9 protein-coding genes and 2 tRNA genes are annotated in these 5057 nt (G+C 46.7%); all 11 read left to right on the top strand.

Translation table 11 applies throughout. The features are described 5' to 3' along the window. On the top strand, window positions 1-201 hold a 201-nt coding region (locus tag PHI12_13475), incomplete at its 5' end, for an AAA family ATPase (GenBank protein MDD5511804.1). A 280-nt stretch (window positions 202-481) separates the two neighbouring features. Continuing rightward, the gene (locus PHI12_13480; protein ID MDD5511805.1) at window positions 482-1525 is read left to right on the top strand and encodes a hypothetical protein; all 1044 of its coding nucleotides are present in this window, start codon (window positions 482-484) and stop codon (window positions 1523-1525) included. 4 nt (window positions 1526-1529) lie between these two features. After that, window positions 1530-2567 carry a 3-deoxy-7-phosphoheptulonate synthase gene (gene aroF, locus PHI12_13485; GenBank protein MDD5511806.1) on the top strand — a complete coding sequence of 346 codons (1038 nt, stop codon included), beginning with the start codon at window positions 1530-1532 and terminating at the stop codon, window positions 2565-2567. A 9-nt stretch (window positions 2568-2576) separates the two neighbouring features. After that, entirely contained in the window at window positions 2577-2894 is a 318-nt protein-coding gene (locus tag PHI12_13490) for a hypothetical protein (protein MDD5511807.1), read from the top strand. Window positions 2895-2897: 3 nt separating this feature from the next. Next, the gene (locus PHI12_13495) at window positions 2898-3086 is read left to right on the top strand and encodes a hypothetical protein (protein MDD5511808.1); all 189 of its coding nucleotides are present in this window, start codon (window positions 2898-2900) and stop codon (window positions 3084-3086) included. Next, window positions 3087-3160: transfer RNA gene (locus PHI12_13500), tRNA-Gln, on the top strand. Between the two features lie 15 nt (window positions 3161-3175). Beyond that, window positions 3176-3249, top strand: a tRNA-Pro gene (locus PHI12_13505). A gap of 519 nt (window positions 3250-3768) precedes the next feature. Next, window positions 3769-3966 (top strand): hypothetical protein, encoded by a 198-nt coding sequence (locus PHI12_13510; protein ID MDD5511809.1) that lies wholly within the window; start codon window positions 3769-3771, stop codon window positions 3964-3966. A 48-nt stretch (window positions 3967-4014) separates the two neighbouring features. Then, window positions 4015-4251, top strand: coding sequence for a hypothetical protein (locus PHI12_13515; protein ID MDD5511810.1), 237 nt, complete (start codon window positions 4015-4017; stop codon window positions 4249-4251). 42 nt (window positions 4252-4293) lie between these two features. Next, on the top strand, window positions 4294-4446 hold the full coding sequence (locus PHI12_13520; GenBank protein MDD5511811.1) for a hypothetical protein: 153 nt from the start codon (window positions 4294-4296) through the stop codon (window positions 4444-4446). A 60-nt stretch (window positions 4447-4506) separates the two neighbouring features. Further along, window positions 4507-5057 (top strand): hypothetical protein (locus PHI12_13525; protein MDD5511812.1); only part of this gene is annotated, 551 nt, incomplete at its 3' end.

Below are 5057 nucleotides of genomic sequence, written 5' to 3' on the forward strand. Positions count from 1 at the left end.
ATAAGGCCATACACGTCAATAGAGTTCATTAATGTAGTCGAACAAGTTCTCATAAAACACGAATCTCTTTCTGTAGAGGATGCGCACGAGATTGCAATTCGTATCATAGGAAAGACGAACAGCATTCGTGACGCGGTGCGTATCGCAAGGTTGTCTAAGAACATTGGGGTTAAACGAGCTATAGAACTGATAGTTGAATAAATATGATTGATTTAAGGAGGTGTACAAGGTGCGGTGTAAGCTAACTGTTCTGCACTTCTACAAGTTCCTGCGTTTTTGTAAGTCTTTCTGCAAAATATAGCAGCCCTAGAAAAATGAATGTACACTTTACTAACAAAGTAGACTGTATGTAAAGTTATTATAGTGCAGTATCTAACCGAAATAAAAATTGTGCCCAAGTGCACCAGTGATCCTAAACAGTATGTTTACAAACGCATCACAAACATGCTATAATATAGTAAAGCATAGGGGGTATATAAAAATGGTATTCAGAGATCCTAATGAATTCAACGACAATCAACACTTCTTCCCAAAGAAAGACGAAGATGAAGAAGAAAGAAAGGGAAGAACAGTAATCGATGAAGATGAGAATGAAGAAGAGAATGGAGATGAAGAAGAGGAAGAGGATGAAGAACAAGTAAAAAGTAAAGATCGGGATGTGGATCAAAACGAAAGTCAGGGCGAGGAGCAAAGCCGAAGTCAAGGTGAAAGCCGAATCCGGGGAGAAAATCCCGACGAAAATCCTGACGAAAATGAGAACGAAGATGAAGAAGAGAACATTCCCGAGTACATGAGGGATGAAGCGCCCAAGGGTAAAACCGCCTATGTTAAATGGGCGCTCTTACACGGTCAAAACGAGCAAGAGTTAACAGAGGCCGGACACAACGCTGGCACAATTCGTGTCGCCGCCCAAGAGCTCGAACGTGAGGGTCTTCGAAAACGACCTAACAAAAACGAGCTCAGGGCAATGAAGCGCGAAAGCGTGATGGCCTCAAAAGGAATGCAAGTTTTTTCAAAAGGTTCTCCTCCTGAAGCAATCATCAACAGTCTTCATATTCCACTGGCTGTCGGATCTGGTCCAAATGCCCAAATAGTTGAAGAATCAATCAAATTCGGTATGAGTCTTGTTGTTCTCGGCACCCGTATCTCCCAAGAACTCTCAGCAATTGGTACCCAACAAGCTCGTCCAATTATCGAAATGGCGAAGGACATGCGTGCCGGTGAACTTGCCGCTGCAAAAATGGCGTCTGAAGATACGGCTCAAGCTGCTGCCCAGGACGTCATGATGCAACTACAGCCTACGCTAGCAGACATCTATAACAAGATTCCTATTCAAGAAAAGAGAAGAAAGCAGGAACGTGTATCATCAGGTGAGAATCCAATGGCCAAAACCATGGCGAACATGATGAATCGTACGATGGTACCCATGATGGAATCAATAATGAACCAAATGTTACCTCCTGCATTTAGACAGCAAAAAGGAGACATCCCGGGTTGGGAGTCTGAAGAAGAAGAAGAGGAATAAAATAATGATAATTACCAATGGTATGTGTGAAGCGGTACTGGACTATCTTCGCAATACAAACACACAGTACGCGGTATTCTCAAAGCCAGATCGAGCAGTTGTTGCAATTGTTGGAGACAGCTCGAGAGTCGACTACGGGTTCATTTCCAGAATGACCAACGTACTCAGCGCACGTAGGTTATCAGAGAAAAATCGTCTCCTCAGCAAAACGTTCGGTGAAGCGATCAAATTCAACGGAGTTCAAATTAACGACGTCAACATCAAGCAGGGTGGTGTTCCTGTTATAATCGCCGGCCCCTGTGCGGTAGAAAGTGAAGAACAATACTTACGCATCGCGAGACAATGTAAAGAAGCAGGCGCGGACATCTTACGCGGCGGTGTCGTCAAGCCAAGAAGTTCTGTCCATTCCTGGCAGGGAATTGGCGGTGGTGCCCGAGACGAATTCGAAGAAGGTTATTCCATAGTTGCTGATGTTGCCGAAGAGCTCAACATGCCGGTAGTGAGCGAGACACGTGGTCAACAGCACGTCAAGGCAGCCGCACAGACACTTTCGATGTTACAGATCGGCGCCCGTAACATGTACAACCAGGACTTGTTAAATGACGTTGGCCATGAAGGACTCCCTGTTCTCTACAAAAGGAACTTCGGCGCCAGTATCGAAGAGTATCTTTCCTTCGCGGAATACATTCTCGCTACAGGCAATGCAAACGTCGTGCTCTGCGAACGCGGCATGCTTCCATTCGGTTTATATAAATCAGCCAGCCCGACCAGATATATCATGGAAATTTCTGCAATACCTGTGATACATTCATTAACTTATTTACCAGTAATCGCGGATCCGAGCCATGGCACTGGCAGACGTGACATGGTGGAAGATATGGCTTACGCAGCGATTGCTGCCGGCGCCGACGGTTTAATGATCGAAGTGCACGATGATCCGGACAATGCACTGGTCGACGGTCCCCAACAAATTACTCCTAGCACACTCGAGAGAATAATCAAGAAATGTAGAGCAATCTACGAAATAAGGTCTACGAAATAAGGAGGTAACATGTTTCCTGGAGTATCACAAGATCAAATGGATCGTGCAAAAGTAATCGGTGAAAATGTTGTCGCGGAGATCCGTGCCAATTACGCCGATGGGGAAATCTACATCAAATTCAAACCAATCACGCCAGCAGGTGCTCCCTGGGTAATGGACCTGACAAAGCAATTGACACAGTCCATGGCAACTCAGCTCAGCACATTCTTCAACATCAAAGGCACCATCAAAACAACGACAAAACCATTAGTGCCCATTTCCTTCAAAAGACAAGTGGATCAAAAGGGACTACCATCCCAAATGGTGTCTAAGGACGAACAGGAGTAACCAATGCGTCGCAAGAAGCATTTCTCACAATCTGAAATCGAAACAGCAATCCGCGTACTCATGCATACTAAACTTGTTATATCATGGGTTGAGGGGCAGGCAAGATTCTTTGAATTAAAAGAGGGTACACCAGAATATGAGAAATTCTTCAAGCGAAATTCACGTGAGTACGCGGAGCGCCTAATAAAGTAATCTCGGGTCGTCTAGTGGTAGGACCGTGGACTTTGAATCCATGTACGAAGGTTCGAACCCTTCCCCGAGAGCCAAGTAATAAAAAACATCGGGACATAGCTCAGTCGGTTAGAGCGCGTGGTTTGGGACCATGAGGTCACCAGTTCAAGTCTGGTTGTCCCGAGAATTAAGAAAAAGGACTTGGAATGGACATTATCAAATTAGAAATACCCGTCAATACACTCTGTGATTCTTTTACTGATGGAAAGGTATTGTTGGGATGGTTAATCGAGCACTATTACAAACTGTATAAATCCACAGGCTTACCAAAAGGTATTTTTCTTCTACATCCTCTGGTCAAAAATGCAATCAATGAAGCAATTCGGATAGGAATACCTCATCATATGGAAAACGGCTTCCTAATGTTCGACGGTCCTACTGCTTATCATTACGAGATCTAGTTCTTTACTCGTAGTCATTATTTGAATCGAAAATCGTTAAATAGGGGCATGGCGTATTCGTCACGCCCTGTTGTCATTTCTACACGGCTTTATACACTGGCACATGTTAAGGGTCCGAAAGTAGTTAAAACAGTAGTTGTACAAGTGTAAGTAATTGCGCTATTATATTCTTGTAATAGGTAAAAGTGTTTACCGCGCACTCGAAACCTATAGAAAAAATTTTAATTCGGAGGAACTAAAAAATGGCAACGATTCAGTCCGCTACCCAAAAATATGAGGCCAAGATCCCCCAGATGCAGCGCAATTACGCCAATGGCATGTCCGCCTTCTTCGGCCAGGACGTTTCCGGTTCCGTTCCCGTCCAGTCTTACAAGAATGCTGTCCAGCCTGGCACCGGCAATCGCTGGGCCGCCCGCCTGCGTTCCGCTTTCGGCGTCTAATCTTAATCAACATTCGACAGCGGTAGTCGAATAATTCGGAGGAAAGAAATGGTAAGAACTCATCAGGTTTTCTCCATGCCAAAGCAAGCCGGCGCAGCCCAAGCGGGAACAATGCAAGCGAGCACCATGCAAGCGTCCGTTATTCCGAGCGTTACCCCATCTCAAACTCTCGACATCAACACGATCCTTACTCCCATGATGTCGATTATGATGCTCATGATGGTCATGGGGATGATGTCCGGCATGATGAAGAGCATGTCCACCGTGTTCCAACCCGGCATGTAGTCGGCAATCGGTACCCAATGATCATAAGGAGGTAACAAAGAAATGTCAACGGTTGTTGCAACCCAAACCCTCGACATCAATACCATTCTCACGCCGATGATGTCTATCATGATGCTCATGATGGTCATGGGGATGATGTCCGGCATGATGAAGTCGATGTCCGAGTCCTTCCAGCCCAGTGGTTACAGCCGGTAATCTTTTTTCCCACAAGGAAGGTAGTACATGACTATAAGAACACAAGGTGCCACGAGAGTTGTGGATAAAACCACTACCGTAAGTCCGATGCAGGTTCTCAGCACGTTAACACCAGCCCAGGTTACCGGCGGGATCAATCAAAACCAGCTCGGTTTTATTCCCATCGGCGTCTACAAGGGCCAGGCCGCGTTCTGGGACCTCGACCAGGCAGTGAATCAGCCGCTCGTTCACGCGGAATCATTGCAGATCATGAAGATTCTCGACGGCCGGCTCGCCGGCTACGACATGCAAACCCTCACGGTTCAGGCCGGCGCCGCAATCGACAGCATCGTAACCGTCGCGCTGACCGTACCGACGACCGAGGTCTGGTTCGTCAACGACATCGTCATCACGACCCCGGCCGATGATGCCGGCGGTGCAAGAGCCATCGCAAACTTCCGTATTTCGTTCTGGCAAGACAATGCCGCGACCCCGAGTGCTCTCGGGCAGGCGTTCGATGCAGTTGGCTACGGTGGTGTCGGTGGTGTGATTCAGCACTGCGAATTCTTCGGCGGCGCACCATTCATCGCCGTCGCGAACAAACCGGTAACGTTAAGACTGCCCGCGAGCAC

The organism is Dehalococcoidales bacterium (assembly GCA_028716225.1).
Taxonomy (GTDB): Bacteria; Chloroflexota; Dehalococcoidia; order Dehalococcoidales; family UBA5760; genus UBA5760.